Genomic DNA, 20,811 nt, shown 5'->3' on the forward strand with positions numbered 1-20,811 from the left:
ACCCTATTCCTCCTTTAACAGCATGCGCAGACGGTTCCTCGCGCGGGAAAGGCGGCTGCGCACCGTGCCTTCGCGCACGCCGAGCGTTTTGGCAATCTCGGCGGTGGTCATATCCTCGTAATAGAACAGCACGGTCGCGATCCGATGATCCTCCGGCAGACGGCAGACCGCGTCCCACAGGCCGAGGTCGTGTTTATCCTCCGAGCCGCCCGCGAGCGGCTCGAGGTCGTCGGTATAGGTCACGCGCGCGCCCTTGCGGAGATGCTCGTAAGCGCAGTTGACCGTGATCTTGATGAGCCAGCCCTTGAACGCCCGTTCCTCGCGCAGCCGTCCGAATGCCTGCCACGCGCGTAAGGTCGCTTCGCTGACCGCGTCCTCAGCGTCCGCGTCACTGTCGAGCAGGGCGCGCGCCGCGCGGTACATAGCGTGCCGGTGTGCGGTCACTGCGGCGGCAAAACGCTCGCGCGCATCCTCCTGCATACCAGTCAATATCATTTCCATCGTTTCACCTCGTCTCCATTGTCCGGACATTATAAGGATGCGTGTGGGAGGGGGAATGTTCCCGATCAGGGGGATTTTTTATGGCGCGGTACTTGTGTGGGGAGAGCAAATAGGCCGGCCTGGTTTTTCCTGTGTCGGCTGACGGAAAAACCGCCCCAAAGAGGCGGTTTTGTTTATTGCGCACGACGGTAAAGGATAGGCTGGTCATACCCGAAAGTACGCTTGCCGTTCATCTCCATAACTTCAGATACCTCAAGTAATTCATCCGAAAAACGCTCGAACAGTTTGAATTTGAGCGTGGGGGTGAACATACTTTCACTGCCGCCCTCCCAAACGCCATCCTTCAGACGGTAGACCGCAGGCGTGAACTTTTCTGATGCGCGTAGCGCCGTATAGGCGACCGGCTGCATGCTTTCATAGGTGAAATTGGTTTTGCTGCAGCCTGAGGGGAGATCGAATGAAGTCAGGCAAATCCCGTGTGCCTCTTCGGTGAAAAGAAACAGGTGTGACGAAGCGTTGGTATGGCCGTTGATCGTATAATAACTTTCCTCAATGAGGAACACACCTGAAAAATCCTCAGGCAGGCCCGAAATCTTGTTGTTGCACGGGGTGTTGACATGCTCGGCATAGGGGAAGTCCGTCACACCCTGTTCCTGCAGCAGGTGGAACTGTTGTGCGTTGTTGAAGCGTCCGGAAAGGATATGAATAAAATCCTTTAATTGGCTCATATGCGTCCTCCTTATGGAATATGGTGTTTGAATGAACACTATTATACTCTATGAACGGCGGTTTGTCCCTGTCTGTATGCTGTAATTCATAAATGTTTTACAAAAAAACAGCCGGACGATATTCGTCCGGCTGTGGTAAAAGCAGAGGAGAAGGTTAGATCGTTTCCAGAATGATCCTCCCATTCCCAGCGTGCAGGTATGCGCCGGAAAGCGGGCGCTCGCCTGTGACGATCGCAGTTGCAAGCGGGTTCTCGATCTCCTTTTCGATCAGGCGGCGCAGGTTGCGCGCGCCGAACTTGATGGAGAACGACCTTTCGGTCAGGTAGTCAAGCAGCGTGTCGTCCCAGGTCAGGCGAAGCTGCTTGCCCGCCAGGGTATCGCGCAACTCGCCCAGCATGATGGTGGCGATGCGGCGGAAATCGGCGTTTGTGAGCTGGTTGAACGCAATGATCTCATCGATACGGTTGAGGAATTCAGGACGCATGATATCCTCCAGCGCCTTCATCGCGCGCTCCTTGCTCTGCTGGGAGACCGTGCGGCCGAAGCCCGCGGGCGTGCCGCCGGTCGCGGAGCCGGCGTTCGAGGTCATGACGATCACCGTGTTTTCAAAGCTCACCACGCGGCCATGCGCGTCGGTCAGGCGGCCGTCGTCAAGGATCTGCAGCAGGGCGTTGAGCACATCGGGGTGCGCTTTTTCGATCTCATCGAACAGCACGACCGAGTATGGGCGGCGGCGGATCTTTTCGGTCAGCTGCCCGGCCTCGTCATAGCCGACATAGCCCGGGGGCGAACCGATCAGGCGGGAAACCGTGTGCTTTTCCATATATTCCGACATATCCAGCCGCACCAGTGCGTCCGGCGAATCGAACAGGTCGAGCGCGAGCTGTTTGACCAGCTCGGTTTTGCCCACGCCGGTCGGTCCGACAAACAGGAAAGACGCGGGCTTGCGCTTGGGGCTGATGCCCGCGCGCGAGCGGCGGATGGACGCGCAGACCGCGTCCACGGCCTCGTCCTGGCCGATCACATGTGATTTGAGACGGCTCTCCATATCCCGCAGCCGCGCGGATTCCTGCGCCGCGACCTTGGAGGCTGGAATGCCGGTCCAGATCTCAATGACCGAGGCGAGGAGCTGCTCGTCAACCGCTGGGGCGGGCTGGGTCAGCAGCTCGTGCAGCCGGCCTTCCACCTGCAGCAGGCGCTGGCGGCAGGCGGCGATGCGGGCGTAAGTGTCCTCCTGATCGGTGCGCGCGCTGGACTGGGTCAGCAGGTCGAGCTGGGTCTGCAGGCTTTCCAGCTCCGCTTGGAGCGCGGGGATTTCGGAAAGCTGCGGGGAGTCCAGATTGAGACGCGAGCAGGCTTCGTCAATCAGGTCGATGGCCTTGTCGGGCAGGAAACGGTCGGTGATATAGCGCTCGCTCATCTCGGCGGCACGGCGGCACATCTCGTCGGACACGGTCACGCCGTGGAAGGTTTCGTAATAAGAGCGGATGCCCTTGAGGATTTCGGTGGTCTCCGCGACCGACGGCTCGCCGATATACACCGGCTGGAAGCGGCGCTCGAGCGCGGCGTCCTTTTCAATATACTTGCGGTATTCCTTGAGCGTGGTCGCGCCGATGACCTGGATATCGCCGCGCGCGAGCGCGGGCTTGAGGATGTTGGCCGCGTTCATCGAGCCTTCGGAATCCCCCGCGCCGACGATATTATGCACCTCGTCGATCACCAGGATGATGTTGCCGAGCTTTTTCACCTCGTCGATCAGGCCTTTCATGCGGCTCTCAAACTGCCCGCGGAACTGCGTACCCGCGACGAGCGCGGTCAGATCGAGCAGGTGGACCTCCTTGTTCCGCATCTTGAACGGCACCTTGCCCTCGTTGATGCGCACCGCCAGCCCTTCGGCCACGGCGGTCTTGCCCACGCCGGGCTCGCCGATCAGACAGGGGTTGTTCTTCTGGCGGCGGTTGAGGATCTGGATGACGCGGTCGGTTTCGCGGTCGCGGCCGACGATATGGTCGATGCGGCCCTCGGCGGCTTTGCGCGTCAGGTTTTCACAGTAGTTGTTCAGGTATTTGCGCTTTTTATCCTCGCGCGGGGGCGCCTGCGTGCGCGTGCGTGCGCTGTCGCGCAGTGGCGTCTGCGGCGGCAGGGGTGGGGCGGGGGAGGACGGGACCGGCGCCGCAGGGTCGGTTTCGTGAGGCGCGTCGTCGTCCGCCCCGTCCGAGCCGGCAGGCACTAGGTCGTTCAGGTCGGACAGCGAGCCGATCTCGCCTGAAAGGGCCTCGAGGTCGTCCTCGGTGATGCCCATTTGCTCCATGATATTGTCGAGCGGCTTGACGCCCAGCTCGCGCGCGCATTTCAGGCACAGGCCCTCCTGGGTCGTTTTGTCCGGCCCTTCGATCTTGGTGATGAAGACGACCGCGATATTTTTTTTGCATCGCGAGCACATTGGCATGTTCATAATGTGAAATCTCCTTTTCGGAAGTAGGGGGGCGCGGTTAGATCGCCACCGGCAGTATATCCATCAGTTTTGCCAGCAGTAGGGTATTTGACACTCGCTCAGGCGAAAGACAGCCGAGCGAGGAGTAGGTGATGGGGAAAAACCACTCAATGCCGAGCAGCAACAGGGCAACCAGAACAAGGCCGGTCGCGGCGCCAACGATACCGCCGGCGAGCGAATCCAGAATGCCGAGCGGCGTCAGGTGGGCGATAAAGTGCAGGCTTTTGGCCGCAAAGCTGATGATCCAGCCGAACAGGATCGCGCACAGCAGAAGCAGAAGCAGAAAAGCGATGCTTTCGGCCATGCTGGTCGCGGCCTCGGTCACGGTCTGGCGCAGCCCGTCAAGCAGGCCGGCGGCCTCGCCCAGCGCGGCCTGATTTTGAAAAATATCGCCCACAATGGGGGTTACGACCCACTTGGCAACAATAGGGGCGGCGGCGCGCGCGGCAAAGAACGCCGCCGCCAGGGCAATGAGCTTACCGACCAAGCCGTACAGCGAACCGAAGAAGCCGCGCCGGAAGCCCAGAACCATACAGATCAGCACCACCGCGAGAATGACGAGGTCCGGCAGGTTGAGCAGGTCTAATAATAGATCAGCTTGCATGGGAGATATCCTCGGATTGTTCAGAATGCGCGGTAAACAGCCGCGTGTTTTTTGCGTATAGGGCGAACAGAGTGCCGTCATCCGTCAGCAGCACGCTGCGCGCGCCGACAGCCTCGCTGTTGTGCCAGAGCGGGGCAGCGCTGCTGTCATATACCGATACGCCGGAGGAAGTGAGCACGGCAAAGCCCGCGTTTGACAGGGAAACCGCGGACGGCTCCTCGGACAGGAAGAAAGGACCGTTCAGCACGCCATCCTCCTGTACGGTATACAGGTCGCTGCGCGCGCCGCCGGAATAGGAGCGGGTGGCGAGTACGACCGCGCCGTTCTGCATGGAAAAGGCGAGCAGGTCGCTGGAAACAAAGGTCAGCACATGTTCAGTTCCACCCTTCCGGTCGGCCAGATAAAGCCCGTCATCCGCCAGGATGGCGGCTGTACCGTTGGACAGGAAGCGGACGTCAATGCCGAGCGTCCCTTCCAGCACCGCGTCCGCAGCCAGTTCGCCGCTGGAAACGGTATAAAGCAGCAGGTGGGAGTCGAGCATGACCCCGTCCTGCCGGAAGGCCAGCGCGGCGAGCGTTTTGCCATCTGGCGAGAGCGCGGCCGATACGATATAGTATTCCGAGGATTGGTATTTGAAAACCTCTTTGCCGCTGGTATCATATACGGCCGCCGCGGTGCGGTAGCCCTGCTCGTCTGTAACGAGCGCAAAATGGCCGTTTTCGGCAATGCTGCCGGTGATGATTGGGGAGGTCAGCTCCAGCTCCGCAGCGGCGGAGACCGAATTGGCCAGCACGGCTTTCGTGCCGCCGCAGTCAAAGGCGAGAACGTAATCGTCACAGGCTTCCACCACGGGGGCGGTATAGCCGAGCGTCTGCCGCAGCGTTACCAGGCCGCCGGGCTTGGCAAGGAACAGGGAATCGCTGTCCGCATAGGCCAGGCCGGATTCAAACAGCGCCGCATCGGAAAACGAGCCGTTTTCATAGGCGATTGTGGTCGCGTCGCCCCCATGCTCCCGCAGGCCCGCGATCGCATAGCTGGCAAGGCTTTGGATGGAAGCGGGCGTGAAAAGCCGGTAATTGGAAAGCAGGAACAGGAAAACCGCGATCACAAGCAGCCAGCCGCAGGCGGTTCGCAGCGTGGTGACAATGCGCACGCGGATATCCTTGCTTTCGAGCAGTAGCCTGCGCCGTTCTTTTTTGGAGGACGGGAAACGGATGATATTTTGTTTTGTTTTCCTGGTCTTTGTGGTCAAATGCTTCCGCCTCCTCATTGTATCGCGTTTTGGGGATAAAAATGTGAATAAAAATTAAATTATCGGGCGCATATGGAACAGGCCGCATAAAAACGGGTTCAGCTTCCGAGCTGGAACGGGTCGAGCGCGGGGGTATGCTCATACCACAGGCGGTTCATGAACAGCCCGTTCGCGGGCAGGGTGGGGCCGGCCTGCTCTCGGTCGCCCGACCGCAGGATCGCGGTGACGTCGTCCGGTGTCAGCTTCCCGCCGCCCACATAGGCCAGCGTGCCTGCGATGGCGCGCACCATGTTGTACAGGAACCCGTCGCCGCAGACGCGGATGCGGATGAGCCCGCCCACCGGCTCGACCTCGCACCAGAACACGGTGCGCACCGTGCTTTTGACTGGCGAACCCTGGCTGCGCACGGCAGCAAAGTCCTGCCTGCCGACAAAGCGCTGCGCGCCCTGCTGCATTTTCGCAAGGTCGAGCGGGTAGTGGTATCGGTAGGCGTAGCGGGCATGGAACGGGTCGCGCAGGGCCGAGGGATAGATATAGTACGCATATTCCTTTTTGGTGCAGTCAAAGCGGGCGTCGAACGACTCCGGAACGGCGGCAGCGCCGGAAACCGCGATATCATCGGGCAGGAAGCTGTTCAGCGCATAGGGCAGGCGCGCCATCGGGATGGTGCAGTTCGCCCGAAAGCTTGCGACATACCGGCGCGCATGCACGCCGGAGTCCGTGCGCCCCACGCCGGAAACATGCGCCTTCTGGCCGAGCAGACGGAAGACTGCGGTTTCCATGCTCTCCTGGATGGAGGGACCGTTTTTCTGTACCTGCCAGCCGTTGTAGTTCGTCCCGTCGTAAGAGAGGATAAGCGCGATGTTCATAGGCCGTACCGCCCCAGCGCGATCACCGCGCCGATTACAACCGCGAAAATAACGCACGCACAGATATCCACGCGTTCAATATGGAGCTGCTTCATGCGCGTGCGCCCCACGTCGCCGCGGTACAGGCGGCACTCCATCGCAGTGGCCAGCTCATCCGCGCGGCGGAACGCCGAGATGAACAGCGGCACCAGAATGGGGATCATTGCCTTGGCGCGCTGGATTAGATTGCCGGAGTCAAAATCCGCGCCGCGCGCTTTCTGGGCGGAAATGATCTTTTCGGTCTCCTCGATCAGCGTCGGGATGAAGCGCAGCGCGATCGACATCATCATGGAAAGCTCATGTACGGGCGCGTGCAGCTTTTTCAGCGGCGAGAGCAGGCGCTCCAGTCCGTCGGTCAACTGGATGGGGGAGGTGGTATAAGTCAGCATGGAGGTCGCGATGATGAGCAGCATCAGGCGCAGCACCATGAAGAACGCGACCTTGACGCCCTCCCAGGAGATATGCAGGAAGCCCCACTGCCACAGATATTCGCCCGTGGCGCTGGGCGTGTAGAACAGGTTTAGCACCGCGGTGAACGCGATGATGAACAGGACCGGCCGAAGCCCGCGCACGACAAGACGGAGGGAAATGCCGGAAATGCCGATGACCACGGCAAGGAAAGCAATCACGGCCGCATAGGAAACCGGACCGCCCGCCAGAAACAGCGCGATGATGAACACGATTGTCAATACGATCTTAACCCGTGGATCAAGCCGGTGTACCGCGCTGTCGCCGGGGAAAAACTGGCCGATGGTAATGTCCTTGAGCATCAGTGCGCCGCCTCCTTCCGCTTGCAGGCACGCAGCGCTTCCAAGGCCTGCGCGACGGTGAATACCGAGGTGTCCACGGCATGTCCGCGTTTTTTCAGCTCGAGCATGACCTTGGTAATCATGGGGATGTCGAGACCGGCCGCGACGATCTCCTCCGCGTGGGAGAATACCTCGCGCGGGGTGTCGCAGAACAGGATCTTCGCGTGGTTCATCACGAGCAGGCGGTTGGCCAGCCGGGCGATGTCCTCCATGGAGTGCGAAACGATTAGCACGGTCGCGCCGGACTGGTCGTGGTACCGCTTGACAAGGCTGAGGATCTCATCCCGTCCGGCAGGGTCGAGGCCGGCGGTCGGCTCGTCCAGCACAAGCACGTCCGGACGCATGGCAATTACGCCCGCGATGGCGACGCGGCGCTTCTGGCCGCCGGACAGCGCAAATGGAGACTGGCTGGCAAGGCTTGCGTCCAGTCCAACCGCATCCATGGATTCACGCACGCGTTCGTCGATCTCATCCTGCGGCAGTTTCATGTTGGTCGGGCCGTAAGCGATATCCCGGGCGATCGTCTCCTCGAAAAGCTGGTATTCCGGATACTGGAACACCAGGCCGACGCGGAAACGGGTTTCGCGCGCGCATTTGCCCTTTTCGTTCCAGATGGGCTGTCCATCCAGCAACACCTCGCCTGAGGCGGGCTTGAGAAGGCCGTTAAAATGCTGGATCAGAGTGGACTTGCCCGAACCGGTGTGGCCGATCACGCCAAGGATCTCGCCCTTTTGTATTTTCAGGTCAACATGGTCGAGCGCGGTGCGCTCAAAGGGGGTGCCTGCCCCGTAAACGTAGGTCAGGCCCCGTGTTTCAAGAATCGTTGACAATGGGTTCTCCTCCCATATGGATTGATGTGCGGGGTGAAAGGCGCGCGGCACTTCTGGCCGCTATGCCAGATACTGCTCCAGGATATCCGCGCATTCACCGATGGAAAGCGCGTCGATCGGCAAGGCTTCGCCGTCCTGCCGGTTGAGGCTGTGCAGCACCTCAATGGTCTGCGGCACGGTGAGCGACGCGGCGCGCAGCGTGTCCACCTGCGTAAATATCTCGCGCGGCGTACCGTCCATCAGCACGTTCCCCTGATGCATGACCACCACGCGCTGCGCCTGCACGGCCTCGTCCATGTGGTGCGTGATCAGGATGACCGTGATGCCGTACTGGCGGTTCAGCTCACGCACGACCGCCATGACCTCGCGCCGCCCCTGGGGGTCGAGCATGGCGGTGGGCTCGTCAAGCACCACGCAGCGCGGCATCATGGCGATCACGCCCGCGATGGCCACACGCTGCTTCTGTCCGCCGGACAGGCGGTGCGGCGCCTGCTTGCGGTATTCGTACATGCCGACCGCGCGGAGCGCTTCGTCCACCCGTTTGCGGATTTCGGCGGGCGGCACGCCCATGTTTTCGAGCGCGAACGCAACGTCCTCCTCCACGACCGTGGCGACAAGCTGGTTGTCCGGATTCTGGAACACCATGGAGACGGTCTTTCGCACCTCATAGGTGTTGCTCTCGTCCCGCGTGTCCATCATATCGACATAGCACACGCCGCCCGTCGGCAGACGGATGGCGTTGAAGCAGCCCGCGAGGGTGGACTTGCCCGAGCCGTTATGCCCCAGCACGGCGACGAATTCGCCGCGCTTGATCGAAAGGTCCACGCCCTTCAGAACAGGTACGGAAAGCTGTCCCTCCTCCGCGGGATAGGCGTATTGCAGGTTTTCTGTTTTGATGATCTCGGACATAGCTTTTTCATCCTTAAAACAATCAGAATTTCGGTCGGTTGGACTCGTCAATCGCGTCCTTGACCGCTTTTTTGACGACAAAATACAACAGAATCAGGAAAAGGATATCAGGGAGATACATAAACAAATTAAAAAGCAAACTTTGCAGCATTAGTTTTCCCACCTTCCTCCATCAGAAAGCAGTTCGTGCCGTACCCTGCGTTTTACACGCTGGATACAGCCGTATCCGTTATTCCGCCGCAATAAACCGCGCGCTCGACCCGCACGGCAATACCAGTCCGGTCGACTCGACCGGCAGGCCAAGCTCCTGCGCCTCGATGCGCCCCGCGGTGCGTTTGGCCGCCGTGATGCCGAGCAGATAGGCCATGACGGACGGAGCCAGTCCGGTGGAATAGCTGGAGATCAGTACGAACAGCGGCTTATCCGACAATACGTTCATCGTCATTGCGACAAACTCGGCCACGTCCTCCTCGATCTTCCAGGTCTCGCCCGAGGGGCCGCGTCCGTAACTCGGCGGGTCCATGATGACCGCGTCGTATTTGCGGCCGCGCCGGATCTCGCGCTGGACGAACTTTTTGCAGTCGTCCACGATCCAGCGGATCGGGCGGTCGGAAAGGCCAGAGGAGGCAGCGTTTTCGCGCGCCCACTGGACCATCCCCTTGGAAGCGTCCACATGGCAGACCGACGCGCCCGCTGCCGCTGCCGCGAGCGTTGCGCCGCCCGTGTAGGCGAACAGGTTGAGTACGCTTACCGGCCGGCCCGCGTTCCGCACCATGCGGTCAATGAAATCCCAGTTGGCGGCCTGCTCGGGGAACAGGCCGGTATGCTTGAAGCTCATGGGCTTGAGCTGGAACGTCAGCTCACGGTAGCGGATGGCCCACTGCTCGGGCAGGCTGCGGATTTCCCACCTGCCGCCGCCCGCGTTCGAACGGTGGTAGATGGCGTTGGGCCTGTCCCACGCGCGGCAGGACGCCTCGCGCGGCCAGATGGCCTGCGGGTCCGGCCGCACCAGCACTTGAGTGCCCCAGCGTTCGGCCTTTTCGCCGCCGCCGCAGTCAAGCACAGCGTAATCTTTCCAATTGTCCGCAATCCACATAAACACATTCCTCGTTCTGTGAGAGATTTACACAATTTATCAGTATCTATTCTAACACCAAAAAGCGGGCGGCGCAATGCAAAAGAAATCCCACCGAAGGGGCGGGTTTTTATGAAAAACGGCGAAAGCAGACTGTGTACGCCGTCCGAAGCGCCGGAAAAGCAAACCGGACTGCGGCCGCAGTCCGGTTTTGAGAAAGGCGGGGCGGCGGAGTCAGGCGGTCTGCGCCTGCCGCGTCAGCTTGCGAGTGATGGTTATGAACATCACCACCGACATGACCACGGAGAACAGGTCGGCGATCGGCTGGGTAAAGATAATGCCGTCCAGCCCGAACAGGGCGTTGAACAGGAACAGACAGGGGACGAATACGAAGCCTTGCCGGCTGCCTGCCAGCGCCAGCGACGCGGCCGCGCGTCCCATAGCCTGCAGCACGAACAGGATGCGGAGTACAGGCATGGACAGCATCAGCGCGCGCAACATGGGTACGCCCGCTTGGATCACGTCTGCGTCATTGATGAACACCGAGATGATGCGGTCCGCAGCGAAGTAGTAGGCCGCGGTCAGAACCGCGCGCCTCACCGTGGTGCAGACGACCAAGAAATTGACCACTCCGCGCAGGAAGTAGCACAGGTAAAAGACGCAGGCGCAGATGCTGCCGATCACGGTGGCGGTGGCGGCTCCGGCCACGCCCCAATCCAGCGAAAGGATCATGATGGGGTCGAGGATGATGTTTGCCAGGGAAACACCGGCCGTTTGTCAACGGCCGGTGTGGATTTATTTTTTGCGCTTGGCCTTGGCCCAGCCTTTCTTTTTGGGTGCGGAGGGGCGGCCCATCCCTGTGCGGGCCGGCGCGCGGCCGGCCGCGGCCTTCTTCGCCGGGGCGGATGGCTTTTTCGCCGCCGTGGGCGGCTGCTCGCCGCGGTGCGGGCGGATCAGACAGCCCTTGCCGTAGCCGATCAGATCCTCGCGCCCGGCCTTTTTGAGCGCCGCCAGCACGATCGGCCGCTTGTCCGGCCGCCGCCACTGGAGCAGCGCGCGCTGCATGGCCTTTTCCTCGGGTGTTTTGGCCACATAGACCGGCTGCATCGTGCGCGGGTCAAGTCCGGTGTAGTACATCGCGGTCGAGAGCGTACCCGGGGTGGGGTAGAAGTCCTGCACCTGCTCGGGCATATAGCCGACTCTGTTCAGGTATTCCGCCAGCAGGATCGCGTCGTCCAGTGTCGCGCCCGGGTGGGAGCTCATCAGATAGGGGACCAGATACTGCTTGCGGCCCAGCTTCTGGTTGATGCGGGCGTACCGCTCGCGGAACTGTTCGTATACAGAAAATGATGGTTTTCCCATATAATACAATGCGTTATCGCTCATGTGTTCGGGCGCAACCTTGAGCTGACCCGAGATATGGTGCTCAACCAGCTCGCGGAAAAACGCGTCGTTATGGTCGGCCATCATGTAGTCATAGCGCAGGCCGCTGCGCACGAATACCTTTTTAACGCCGTTGAGCTGGCGCAGCGCGCGCAGCAGACTCAGGTAATCCGTGTGGTCGGCTTCGAGGTTTTGGCACGCGGACGGAAAGAGGCAGCGCTTGTTTTTGCACAGGCCGTGTTCCTCCTGCTGCTTGCAAGCGGGGAAGCGGAAATTCGCGGTCGGCCCGCCGACGTCGTGGAGGTAGCCCTTGAAGCCGGGCATCTGCACGATCTGTTTGGCTTCCGCGATCACGCTTTCATGGCTGCGTGCCTGGATGTACCGTCCCTGATGGAAGGCGAGCGCGCAGAAATTGCACGCGCCGAAGCAGCCGCGGTTGTGGATGATGGAAAACTGCACCTCCTGAATCGCGGGTACGCCGCCCAGCGTCTCATAGGACGGGTGGTAGGCGCGCATATAGGGCAGGGCGTACACATGGTCCATCTCCGTGGTGGTCAGCGGGAGGGAGGGCGGGTTCTGGACCATCACGCGCCTGCCGTGGCGCTGTAAAATCGCCTTGCCGCGCACATGGTCCTGCTCGTCGTACTGCGTTTTGACCGAGCGGGCGTAGTCCGCCTTGCGTGCGCATACATCCTCGTAGGAGGGGCATTCGACCGCGTCGAACGCCAGTCCCTCCACATCGTGCGCCAGATAGGCCGTGCCGCGCACACCCACGCAGGCGTCCGCGCCCTTTTTGCCGTGCTTCAGGTTGCGCGCCAGCTCGAGCACCGAGCGCTCGCTCATGCCGTACATCAGCCCGTCCGCGCCCGTGGACTCCAAAATGGAGGGCATCACGCGGTCGGCCCAGTAGTCATAGTGTGCAAAGCGGCGCAGGCTGGCCTCGATGCCGCCGAGGTAGACCGGCACCTCCGGAAATGCGCGCCGCGCAAGCATGGCGTAAACGGTCACCGCGCGGTCGGGGCGCTTGCCCGCCCTGCCGCCGGGGGTGTAGGCGTCGTCCGAACGACGCTTTTTGGCTGCGGTGTAGTGCGCGACCATGGAGTCGATATTGCCGCCGTTGATAAGTACCGCGTAACGCGGCCGGCCCATGGCGAGGAAGTCGCGCTCGTCGCGGAAATCCGGCTGGCTGAGGATGGCGACTCTGTAGCCCGCGTCCTCGAGCACACGAGAAATGATCGCGGTGCCGAACGAGGGATGATCGACATAGGCATCGCCGGTGACGAGCAGGAAATCGCAGTAGAACCAGCCGCGATCCTGCATATCCTGTTTGGAAATCGGGAGAAAACCGTTCATAAATCCCCTTTCGCTTTGCAAAGCGTGAAAAGACGTATACCATAGAAGTAAGCGGTCCGGAAAGACGAAAAAGCGGTTGGCCACGCTCCTGCAGAGAAGGTGGTTTTATGGAGAGTGTGCGGCAGATTATTTTGATGCTGCGCCTTCTTGAAATCGTCAAGACCATAAAAAAATGACCGCCCACTTGCCCCGGGTACGGTCATTTTTTGAAATGATAGATACTTAGGGTCAACCGTCTTTGCCGGACTGCCCTTTGCTACTTTTCATTATAACGGTCCTGCGCCGTTTGTCAAGCCCCGCCTCAGTTATCGAGGTAGAACTGCACCAGCTCCTGCATCAGCTCGTCGCGGTCGATCTTGCAGATCAGGCTGCGCGCGTTATTGTGGTTGGTGATGTACGTCGGGTCCTCGGAGAGGAGATAGCCTACGATCTGGTTGATCGGGTTATAACCCTTCTCCTTCAGCGCGTCATATACTGCGGTCAGCGTGCGCTTCATCTCCTTGTTGGACTCGTCTACAAGGCTGAATTTTCTTGTGCCGTCAAGCATGTCTGTCTCCTTTCCGATCCTACCGGTTGGTTTTTGCTATAAACAGCATAATACAAAACAACGGAAAAGTAAAGCCCTTATCGGCCGAAATGGGGGCGAAATCTTTTTCCAACCCTGCCACAGTGCGGTTCGCAAGCCGTACTGTGGCAGGATTGGTTACCGTCAGGGAAGTCTGGGAAAAGCTCCCCCTGCACAGCGGGGGCATGCGAACCCAAACAGAAAGCGGGCGGTTATACCGCCCGCTTCTGGAAAACCGGTCTGTTATCAGCTGCGCAGGACCGCGCCGAACGACTTTTCGAGTGCCGCCAGCGCGTTCTTCATCGCCTTGTCGCACTCCTCGTCGGTCAGCGTGCGGTCGGGCGCGCGCATGGACAGCGAGTAGGCCACGGATTTTTTGCCCTCCGGGATGCCCTTGCCCTTATACACGTCGAACAGCTTGACCGACTCGAGGATCGTGCCGGCAGCCTTTTCGATCGCAGCCTGCATAGAGGCCGCTGGAATGGCATCGTCCACCAGCACCGCGATGTCACGGGTCGACGCAGGGAACTTGGGCAGCGGGTGGTACAGCTTGCTGGGATCAATGGATGCGAACAGCGCATCCATGCGCAGCTCAGCCGCCAGCACCTCGCCGGACAAGCCGTAGCGGTCTGCGACCGTGGGATGCACGGTGCCGAATACACCGACCTGCTCGCCGCCGATCAGCACGTTTGCGCAGCGGCCCGGGTGATAGGACGGGTTCGCCTTCTCCGGCACGAACTGCACGCCCTTAATGTTGAGCTCACGGCACAACGCCTCGATCACGCCCTTGAGCTGGAAGAAGGACAGACGGCCGTACGAGCCAAGCGTCAGCACCTTTTCCTCGTGCGGGAGCACGTCCGGATCGGCCTTGCCGTCCTTGATGGACGGGGTATAGATTGTGCCTAGCTCGTAGAGCGACGCAGTCGGGTTGCGGTGCGCGTGGTTGTGCGCAAGCGATTCCAGCATCGAGGGCAGCACGGTCGTGCGCATGACGCTGAAATCCTCACCGAGCGGGTTCAAAATCGTGGTAGAGATGCGGCGTGGGTCGTCCTCGGCCCAGCCAATCATGTCATAGAACTTCGGGGAGATGAACGAGTGGCTCATGGCTTCGTCAAAGCCCGCCTCGCGGCAGACCAGCGCCGCGGCGCGCTCGGCCTGCTGCCTGGGCGTGTATTCGCCCTGCACCATCTCGCCGGCATACAGCGTGGTCGGGATCTTGTCGTAGCCGTACATGCGCGCGACTTCCTCCGCGAGGTCGCACATGCGCGCGATGTCCGTGCGGAAGCTCGGCACGATGACCTCGCCGCTTTCGACTGTGAAGCCCAGCTTCTCGAGGTAAGCCTGCTGCTCCGCATCGGACAGGGACAGGCCGAGCAGGCCGTTCATTTTATCCGGTTCAAAGGGTAGACGCTTGGGGTTGGGGTCGGAGTTGTCCACGTCGATGATGCCGTCGATGACCTCGCCCGCGCCGAGCTGTTCGACCAGCTCGCAGGCGCGGTTGACCGCGTCGAGCGTCATGCGGGGGTCGAGGCCCTTTTCAAAGCGGCCGGACGCCTCGGTGCGCATGCCGAGCGCCTTGGCGGTCACGCGGACGGTCGCGCCGTGGAAGCACGCGGACTCGAACACAACGGTCTTGGTGTCGTCCTCGATCTCGGAGTTCGCGCCGCCCATCACGCCCGCGACCGCGACCGGCTTGTCGTTGTCGCAGATGGCGAGCATTTTGTCGGTCAGATCGTGGTCCTGGCCGTCCAGGGTCTGGATGGACTCGCCGTTACGCGCGCGGCGCACGACGATCTTGCCGTCCGACAGGCAGGAATAGTCGAACGCGTGCATGGGCTGGCCATACTCGAGCATGACGTAGTTGGTAATATCGACGATGTTGTTGATCGGCCGCACACCGGAGGCATGCAGGCGCTCGCGCATCCACACGGGCGAGGGCTCAATCTTGATGTTGCGCACCAGACGTGCGGTGTAGCGCGGACACAGGTCAGGATCCTTGACCTCGACCGACATATGCTTGTTGATATCATCGCCCACGCCCTTGACCAGGGGGGACTTGACTGCGAACGGGCGGTCAAAGGTAGCGGCGGTCTCACGCGCCAGGCCGATAACGCTCAGACAGTCCGGACGGTTGGAGGTGATCTCAAAATCCGCGACATATTCGTCCAGGCCGAGTACCTTTTTGATATCCTCGCCCACCGGAGTACCCGCGGGCAGAAACAGGATGCCGTTCTCGCACGCATAGGGTACGCAGCCGTGGGTCAGGCCCAGCTCCTGGAACGAGCACATCATGCCGTTGGAGACCTCGCCGCGCAGCTTGCCTCTGGTGATCTTGACCCCGCCGGGCAGGGTGGACTTGTGCAGCGCGACAGGGCAGACCTCACCCACCGAATCGGGGGTCACGTTGGGCGCGCCGGTGACGATCTGGACAGGCTCGCCCTGCCCCACGTCGAGCTGGCAGATTTTGAGATGGTCGGAGTCCGGATGGTCAATGACCGACAGCACCTTGCCGGTCACGACGTTTTCGATCTCCGCGCCGAGGTAGAAAACCTCCTCGACCTTGGAGCCGGACATGGTAAGCCGTGCGTCATACTCCTTGGGCGTGACGCCGGAAATATCGGTATAATCCGAAAGCCAGGAAAGCGACAGTTTCACAAAAATTCCTCCTTGAAATTTTTCGATTGAAACCACGGTTTCAATCGAGGGGGACGCGCCGAACCATGGTTCGGACGCGTTCTAGGCTGCGAAAGGTTCCGACGGGCGAAACTTTTCTCCGCTCTGGTATCAAAACCCTGATACATGCTCGCGGTTTTCTGTTTTATGCGCGCATGGCGCGCCCGTCAAAAGTGAGGACATGCCTGATCTTTGACACCCCGACCCAGCCGCCCTGGGCGGCGACGTTCGGGTGTCGAAGACCGGTTCCTTCGGGACCGGTTTTCGTATATAAGGGACTTGTGAAGTCCCTTATAAGCACGCGAGCGCGTTAAAATTGCTCCAAAAACCGCACGTCGTTTTCATAGAACAGGCGGATGTCGTCGATCTTGAAGCGGCCCATGACCATGCGCTCCAGGCCGATGCCGAACGCGTAGCCCGAGTATTCCTCCGGATCGATACCGCTCATCTCAAGTACCTTGGGGTGTACCATGCCGCAGCCGAGGATCTCGATCCAGCCCTCGCCTTTGCAGAGCGGGCAGCCTTCGCCGTGGCAGCGGTAGCACTGGATGTCCATTTCCGCCGACGGCTCGGTGAACGGGAAGTGGTGCGGGCGGAAACGGACGACCGTGTCCTCGCCGTACAGCTTTTTGGCGAACAGCTCGAGGATACCCTTGAGGTCCGACATGCGGATGCCCTTATCGACGACCAGCCCCTCGATCTGGTGGAACAGCGGGGAGTGGGTCGCGTCCACCGCATCCGAGCGGTACACACGGCCGGGCGCGATGATGCGGATGGGCGGCTTTTTCTTCTCCATCGTGCGCACCTGCATCGGGGAGGTCTGCGTGCGCAGCACCACGTTGTCCGAGATATAGAAGGTGTCCTGCGTGTCGCGCGCAGGATGGTCCTTGGGGATGTTGAGTGCTTCGAAATTGTAATGGTCAAGCTCGACCTCCGGACCTTCTGCGATCGAGAAGCCCAGGCCGAGGAAAATTTCCTTGAACTCATCCAGCACGATGTTGAGCGGATGCTTTTTGCCGATCACGACCTCCTCGCCCGGCAGGGTCACGTCGATTGTTTCGGCCTCCAGCTTGTGCGCGAGCGCGGCCTGCTCAATGACCAGCTTCTGCTTTTCGATTATGGTTTCGATCTCGGCGCGCACGTCGTTGATGAGCTGGCCTACGGCCGGGCGTTCCTCTGCGGCAACGTCCTTCATGCCCTTGAGGAGCGCGGTCAGCTCTCCTTTTTTGCCAAGGAACTTGACGCGCGCTTCGTCAAGCGCGCGCGGGTCCGCGGCGGCGGCAAGCTGTTCCTTTGCGGCCTGCAGGATGCCTTGCAGCTTTTCTTTCATGGTTGCCTCTCCTTTTTATATGAAAAATCAGCGTTTGGGACAAAATAAAAGCCTTTCGTCCCATGAATTAGGGACGAAAGGCATAAAAGCAGCTTCCGTGGTACCACCCTGATTCCCAGCCGGAGCCGGGCGCTCATTGAACGCCGGTAACGGGGCGTCAACCCGCCTGCGCCTACTGGAAAAGCCGTTCAGCGCCGGTGCTCGCAGGGGAACTTCGCGTCATGTCTCTTTGGGCGGCTTGCAGCCAAAGGCCGCCTTCTCTGAAAAGAGGGGGATGGCGTTACTTTCCCTGTTCATCGCAGTTTGGTATTCATAGACAGTAATATTAAACCACATCTTTCGGGGGATTGCAAGTGGAAGGCATGTTTTTTTTGACAGGCAGGAAAGAGGGGGTGCCGCGCCGCTTGACAAATCTGCGGTTTTTGGATATACTGTTAAAGTTGATATGCAAAATGCGATGAAAAAGAGGAGTATTCCCGCTTCGCGCGCTGCAGAGAGAGGGCGGTCGGTGCAAGCCCTTGGGCGGAGGGAAGAAAGTCGCTTTGGAGCAGGAGGCCGAATGCCAGTAGGCTGTCCCGTCCCGCCCACGTTACGGGCAAACGAGTGCGCGGCGGCATTGCCGCGAATTCAGGTGGTACCACGGAGCACGCTTCGTCCTGTACGGACAGCGTGCCTTTTTGTTTTCCGCAATCAAACCGAAAAGGAGACAGACCAATGAGCGAACTGCCAAAGACCTACGACCCGAAATCGGTCGAGGACAAGCTGTACAGCTTCTGGAACGATTCCGGCTTTTTCCACGCCGAGGTCAATCCGGACAAGAAACCCTACACCATCGTTATCCCGCCTCCGAACGTGACCGGCCAGCTCCACATGGGCCATGCGTTCGATGAAACGCTGCAGGACATTCTCATCCGCACCAAGCGTATGCAGGGCTATGAGGCGCTGTGGATGCCCGGCACCGACCACGCGGGCATCGCCACCCAGATCAAGGTGGAGGAGACGCTCCGCAAGGAGGAGGGCAAGACCCGCTATGACCTTGGCCGCGAGAAGTTCCTCGAGCGCGTGTGGGACTGGAAGCACCAGTACGGCAACCGCATCATCAGCCAGCTCAAAAAGCTCGGCTCCTCCTGCGACTGGGAACGCGAGCGCTTCACCATGGACGAGGGCTGCTCCAAGGCCGTGCGCGAGGTGTTCGTCAACCTGTATGATAAGGGCCTGATCTACAAGGGACACCGCATTATCAACTGGTGTCCGCACTGTGCGACCGCGCTTTCGGACGCCGAGGTTGAGTACGAAACCCAGCCGGGCAAGCTGTGGCACATCCGTTACCCGCTGGCGGACGGCTCAGGCGACCTGGTGGTCGCCACCACCCGTCCGGAAACCTTTATGGGCGACACCGGCGTGGCCGTCAACCCGAACGACGAGCGCTATCAGCATCTGATCGGCAAGACCTGCATCCTGCCAATCATGAACCGTGAGATCCCGATCTTCGGCGATGAGTACGTCGATATGGAATTCGGCACGGGCTGCGTCAAGGTCACGCCATGCCATGACCCGAACGACTTCGAGATGGGACAGCGCCACAACCTTGAGCAGATCCTCGTGTTCAACGAGGATGCGACCGTCAACGAAAACGGCGGCAAGTACGAGGGGATGGACCGCTACGAATGCCGCAAGGCGGTTATCCGTGACCTCGAGGAGGGCAGCTACCTTGTCAAAACCGAGGACCACGAGCACAACGTCGGCACCTGCTACCGCTGCGGCACGACCGTTGAGCCGATGACCTCCGCGCAGTGGTTCGTCAAGATGGCGCCGCTGGCGAAGCCCGCAATGGACGTGGTACACGAGGGCAAGACCAGGTTCGTGCCGGACCGCTTCGCCAAGACCTACCTGCGCTGGATGGAGAACGTGCATGACTGGTGCATCTCGCGTCAGCTCTGGTGGGGCCACCGCATTCCGGCGTTTTACTGCGACGACTGCGGCGAAATGACCGTCTCCAAGGAAGACGTCCACGTCTGCCCGAAGTGCGGCAGCAAAAACGTCCGCCAGGAGGAGGACGTGCTGGATACCTGGTTCTCGTCCGCGCTGTGGCCGTTCTCCACGCTCGGCTGGCCGGAAAAAACGCCGGAGCTTGACTACTTCTACCCGACTTCCACGCTGGTCACGGGGTACGATATCATCTTCTTCTGGGTGGCGCGCATGATCTTTTCGGGCGTCGAGCATATGGGCGAGACGCCGTTCGAGACCGTGTATATCCACGGTCTGGTGCGCGATGCGCAGGGCCGCAAGATGTCCAAATCGCTCGGTAATGGCATCGACCCGCTGGAGGTCATCGACCAGTATGGCGCGGACGCGCTGCGCTTCACGCTCGCGACCGGCAACAGCCCCGGCAATGACATGCGCTTCTCGACCGAGCGCGTCGAGGCGAGCCGCAACTTCTGCAACAAGATCTGGAATGCGTCCCGCTTCATCCAGATGAACCTGACGATTGGCAGGGACAAGGCGGCGTCGCTGCCCGCCGACCTCGCGCTTGAGGACAAGTGGATCGTCTCCAAATATAACACGCTGGTGGCCGAGGTCACCCGCAACATCGACCAGTATGAGTTGGGCCTGGCCGCCGCGAAGCTGAACGACTTCATCTGGGATAACTTCTGCGACTGGTATATTGAGATCGCCAAGACCCGCTTGCAGGCGGGCGACGAGAAAGTGCAGCAGGTGCTATGCTATGTGTTGTCGGGCGCGATGCAGCTGTTGCATCCGTTCATGCCGTTCATCACCGAAACCATCTGGCAGGCGCTGCCGCACGAGGGGCCGTCGGTGATGGTGTCTCAATGGCCGCAGTATGACGAAACATTGCGCTTTGCGGAAGAGGAAGCGCAGATGGAGACCCTGATGGACGCGGTGCGCGCGATCCGCAACCGCCGCAGCGAGATGAACGTGCCGCCCTCCAAAAAGGCCAAGGTGCTGATCCTGACCGAGAAGCGCGATACCTTCGCCGCCGGTGCGGGCTTCTTCCCCAAGCTGGCCTATGCCTCCGCGATCGAGTTGGTGGACGCAGTACCCGCGGACGCGGCCAAAATGGCAAGTGTCGTCACGGGCGACGCGCAGCTCTATATGCCGATGGGTGACCTGATCGACTTCGCCGCCGAGCGCGCGCGCCTCGAAAAGGAGAAGGCCAAGGTCGAGGATGACATCGCGTTTGTGATGAAAAAGCTGGATAATCCGAGCTTTACCCAAAAGGCGCCGGAAAAGATCGTCGCGGTCGAGCGGGAGAAGGCGGAAAAGCTGCGCGAGCACCTCGCCAAGCTCGAGGAGTCTATCGCCGCGCTGGGATAAAACGAACAGAGGAAAAAGGAGGAAGCCGCGCTTCCTCCTTTTCTTTTTGTAAAAGTGTGTT

Annotated in this window: 17 protein-coding genes and 2 other annotated features; of the genes, 1 reads left to right on the plus strand and 16 read right to left on the minus strand. The window is 60.5% G+C overall.

Translation table 11 applies throughout. The annotated features are described in order from the left end of the window. Nucleotides 1–3 precede the first annotated feature (3 nt). The 16 genes from DBQ51_RS12185 to pheS form a co-directional block, all read right to left on the minus strand. Nucleotides 4–501: an RNA polymerase sigma factor gene (locus DBQ51_RS12185; protein ID WP_054326362.1), complete on the minus strand. Its 498-nt coding sequence runs from the start codon at nucleotides 499–501 to the stop codon at nucleotides 4–6. A gap of 173 nt (nucleotides 502–674) precedes the next feature. Next, nucleotides 675–1,229 carry a hypothetical protein gene (locus DBQ51_RS12190; RefSeq protein ID WP_054326363.1) on the minus strand — a complete coding sequence of 185 codons (555 nt, stop codon included), beginning with the start codon at nucleotides 1,227–1,229 and terminating at the stop codon, nucleotides 675–677. A gap of 154 nt (nucleotides 1,230–1,383) precedes the next feature. Next, complete coding sequence (locus DBQ51_RS12195) at nucleotides 1,384–3,684, minus strand: ATP-dependent Clp protease ATP-binding subunit (protein ID WP_107631680.1); 2,301 nt, start codon at nucleotides 3,682–3,684, stop codon at nucleotides 1,384–1,386. Between the two features lie 37 nt (nucleotides 3,685–3,721). After that, nucleotides 3,722–4,327, minus strand: a complete 606-nt coding sequence (locus DBQ51_RS12200) for a CvpA family protein (RefSeq protein ID WP_159068175.1) — start codon at nucleotides 4,325–4,327, stop codon at nucleotides 3,722–3,724. After that, nucleotides 4,317–5,579: a DUF5711 family protein gene (locus tag DBQ51_RS12205; protein WP_054326365.1), complete on the minus strand. Its 1,263-nt coding sequence runs from the start codon at nucleotides 5,577–5,579 to the stop codon at nucleotides 4,317–4,319. Before DBQ51_RS12205 ends, DBQ51_RS12200 begins: the two co-directional genes overlap by 11 nt. Nucleotides 5,580–5,677: 98 nt before the next feature. Beyond that, on the minus strand, nucleotides 5,678–6,448 hold the full coding sequence (gene truA / locus DBQ51_RS12210) for a tRNA pseudouridine(38-40) synthase TruA (RefSeq protein WP_107631682.1): 771 nt from the start codon (nucleotides 6,446–6,448) through the stop codon (nucleotides 5,678–5,680). Then, complete coding sequence (locus tag DBQ51_RS12215; RefSeq protein WP_107631683.1) at nucleotides 6,445–7,257, minus strand: energy-coupling factor transporter transmembrane component T family protein; 813 nt, start codon at nucleotides 7,255–7,257, stop codon at nucleotides 6,445–6,447. The genes truA and DBQ51_RS12215 overlap by 4 nt, the downstream gene beginning before the upstream one ends. Continuing rightward, the gene (locus DBQ51_RS12220; RefSeq protein WP_054326368.1) at nucleotides 7,257–8,126 is read right to left on the minus strand and encodes an energy-coupling factor transporter ATPase; all 870 of its coding nucleotides are present in this window, start codon (nucleotides 8,124–8,126) and stop codon (nucleotides 7,257–7,259) included. The genes DBQ51_RS12215 and DBQ51_RS12220 overlap by 1 nt, the downstream gene beginning before the upstream one ends. A 60-nt stretch (nucleotides 8,127–8,186) precedes the next feature. After that, on the minus strand, nucleotides 8,187–9,035 hold the full coding sequence (locus tag DBQ51_RS12225) for an energy-coupling factor transporter ATPase (protein ID WP_054326369.1): 849 nt from the start codon (nucleotides 9,033–9,035) through the stop codon (nucleotides 8,187–8,189). Nucleotides 9,036–9,057: 22 nt separating this feature from the next. Continuing rightward, nucleotides 9,058–9,186, minus strand: a complete 129-nt coding sequence (locus DBQ51_RS17380; protein WP_256435195.1) for a hypothetical protein — start codon at nucleotides 9,184–9,186, stop codon at nucleotides 9,058–9,060. Nucleotides 9,187–9,264: 78 nt separating this feature from the next. Continuing rightward, on the minus strand, nucleotides 9,265–10,131 hold the full coding sequence (locus tag DBQ51_RS12230; protein WP_054326370.1) for a class I SAM-dependent methyltransferase: 867 nt from the start codon (nucleotides 10,129–10,131) through the stop codon (nucleotides 9,265–9,267). Nucleotides 10,132–10,344: 213 nt separating this feature from the next. Beyond that, on the minus strand, nucleotides 10,345–10,842 hold the full coding sequence (locus tag DBQ51_RS12235; RefSeq protein WP_107631684.1) for an MATE family efflux transporter: 498 nt from the start codon (nucleotides 10,840–10,842) through the stop codon (nucleotides 10,345–10,347). Between the two features lie 63 nt (nucleotides 10,843–10,905). Further along, nucleotides 10,906–12,846: a YgiQ family radical SAM protein gene (locus DBQ51_RS12240; protein WP_107631685.1), complete on the minus strand. Its 1,941-nt coding sequence runs from the start codon at nucleotides 12,844–12,846 to the stop codon at nucleotides 10,906–10,908. A 301-nt stretch (nucleotides 12,847–13,147) separates the two neighbouring features. Then, complete coding sequence (locus DBQ51_RS12245; protein ID WP_031475480.1) at nucleotides 13,148–13,393, minus strand: IreB family regulatory phosphoprotein; 246 nt, start codon at nucleotides 13,391–13,393, stop codon at nucleotides 13,148–13,150. Nucleotides 13,394–13,657: 264 nt separating this feature from the next. Then, complete coding sequence (gene pheT, locus DBQ51_RS12250) at nucleotides 13,658–16,066, minus strand: phenylalanine--tRNA ligase subunit beta (RefSeq protein ID WP_107631686.1); 2,409 nt, start codon at nucleotides 16,064–16,066, stop codon at nucleotides 13,658–13,660. Nucleotides 16,067–16,394: 328 nt separating this feature from the next. Further along, the gene (gene pheS, locus DBQ51_RS12255) at nucleotides 16,395–17,414 is read right to left on the minus strand and encodes a phenylalanine--tRNA ligase subunit alpha (protein ID WP_107631687.1); all 1,020 of its coding nucleotides are present in this window, start codon (nucleotides 17,412–17,414) and stop codon (nucleotides 16,395–16,397) included. Between the two features lie 66 nt (nucleotides 17,415–17,480). After that, nucleotides 17,481–17,720, minus strand: a binding site (T-box leader). Nucleotides 17,721–17,862: 142 nt separating this feature from the next. Continuing rightward, nucleotides 17,863–18,076 (plus strand) — a binding site (T-box leader). 52 nt (nucleotides 18,077–18,128) lie between these two features. Here pheS and DBQ51_RS12260 point away from each other — a divergent pair. Beyond that, nucleotides 18,129–20,750 (plus strand): valine--tRNA ligase, encoded by a 2,622-nt coding sequence (locus DBQ51_RS12260; protein WP_107631688.1) that lies wholly within the window; start codon nucleotides 18,129–18,131, stop codon nucleotides 20,748–20,750. Nucleotides 20,751–20,811: the final 61 nt, after the last annotated feature.

It is taken from the genome of Agathobaculum massiliense (assembly GCF_900291975.1).
Taxonomy (GTDB): domain Bacteria; phylum Bacillota; class Clostridia; order Oscillospirales; family Butyricicoccaceae; genus Agathobaculum; species Agathobaculum ammoniilyticum.